Source organism: Bifidobacterium sp. POST2/T3 (B1), assembly GCF_058197115.1.
The window spans coordinates 1-1,155 of the sequence record NZ_JBVPQK010000261.1 but is presented as its reverse complement, the minus strand read 5'-3'; the positions used below and the strand labels follow the sequence as shown (position 1 = coordinate 1,155).

The window sequence follows — 1,155 nt, the reverse complement described above, 5'->3', positions numbered from 1 at the left end:
AGCTTGATTTTTATGCCTGCCCGGCGCTGGTCCAGTTCGTGCTGAACGGCCTTCCAGATTTCCTCATCGGCATCACCCACCAGGCCGATGCTGATCTCTCGCTGGCCACGTTCGGGCTGGTTGACCTTGACATAGGCCACGCCCATCAGGACGGCGACCACCAGGATGACGACCGAGACAGCCGCCAGCTCTCGCTTGGCCCTGGTTCTTCTGGTGCTCATATCCGTCCTCCTTCATTGTTGCAACCTATCGCATCAGGAAACCTTGAAGGCCGGTAGGCAGGCGCCCTTGTAGACACGGACGATGGTGTCGGCTACGGGCTTGGAATGATAGGCGCGCACCACTGCGGCGTAGGTGGGGTTGTCCCGCTGATCCTTGGTGGTGACGATGATGTTGATATAAGGCTTGTTGGCCGGGTTCTGCAGATCGTAGGGAACCTCGTGAATGGCATCGTGCACGCTGCGACCTGCATCGACTACAAAGTTGGCATTGGTGACACCACCTGCGTAGTCGGGCAGCAGGTTGAGGATACCGGCCGGGTCCACCTGTTCGATGTGCAGATGCTTGGGATTGTCCACTACGTCCTCGGGCAACGGGTTGGTGGCCTTGGGGTCGCGCAGACCGATCAGCTTGGCATCGGCCAGGACCTTCAAGGCCCGACCCATGTTGGTGGCGTTGTTGGGGATGGCCACCCGGTCGCCGTCCTGGAACTGCGAGGGCTTGGCATAGCGCTGCGAGTAGAGGTTCATGGGCGAGATGTAAGTATTACCAAGCACGGCCAGCTGGTAGTGGTTGGTTTTCACATCGTCCTCCAGGTAGGCGTAATGCTGGGCGGCGTTGAAGTCCACCTCGCGGTTGGCTGTGGCCTGGTTGACATAGATGGCGTCCTGGAAAGGCTTGAGTTCGATTCTGATGTGTTCGCCACGCCGATCCAGCTCCGCCTGGACAGCCTTCCAGATCTGATCGTCCGAACTGCCGATGACGCCGACCTTGACGACCTTGACATCGGCACCTACCTGGTTCAGACGGACATCGGTACCGACCACCAGCGCCAGCAGGAGGACGATGACCAGGCTGAGCGCCGCCAGCTGGATCTTGGCTCTGTTCTTTTTGCCGACGCGACTACGACCGACCACGATAATCTGACCTTTCCCC

At 59.5% G+C, this 1,155-nt stretch carries 1 protein-coding gene and 1 pseudogene; both read right to left on the bottom strand.

Annotated elements, in window-relative coordinates:
- Positions 1-221 (bottom strand): annotated as a pseudogene (locus tag AC0AP0_RS10155) (MetQ/NlpA family ABC transporter substrate-binding protein); the annotation flags it as partial.
- Between the two features lie 33 nt (positions 222-254).
- On the bottom strand, positions 255-1,155 hold a 901-nt coding region (locus AC0AP0_RS10150; RefSeq protein WP_490430372.1), incomplete at its 5' end, for a MetQ/NlpA family ABC transporter substrate-binding protein.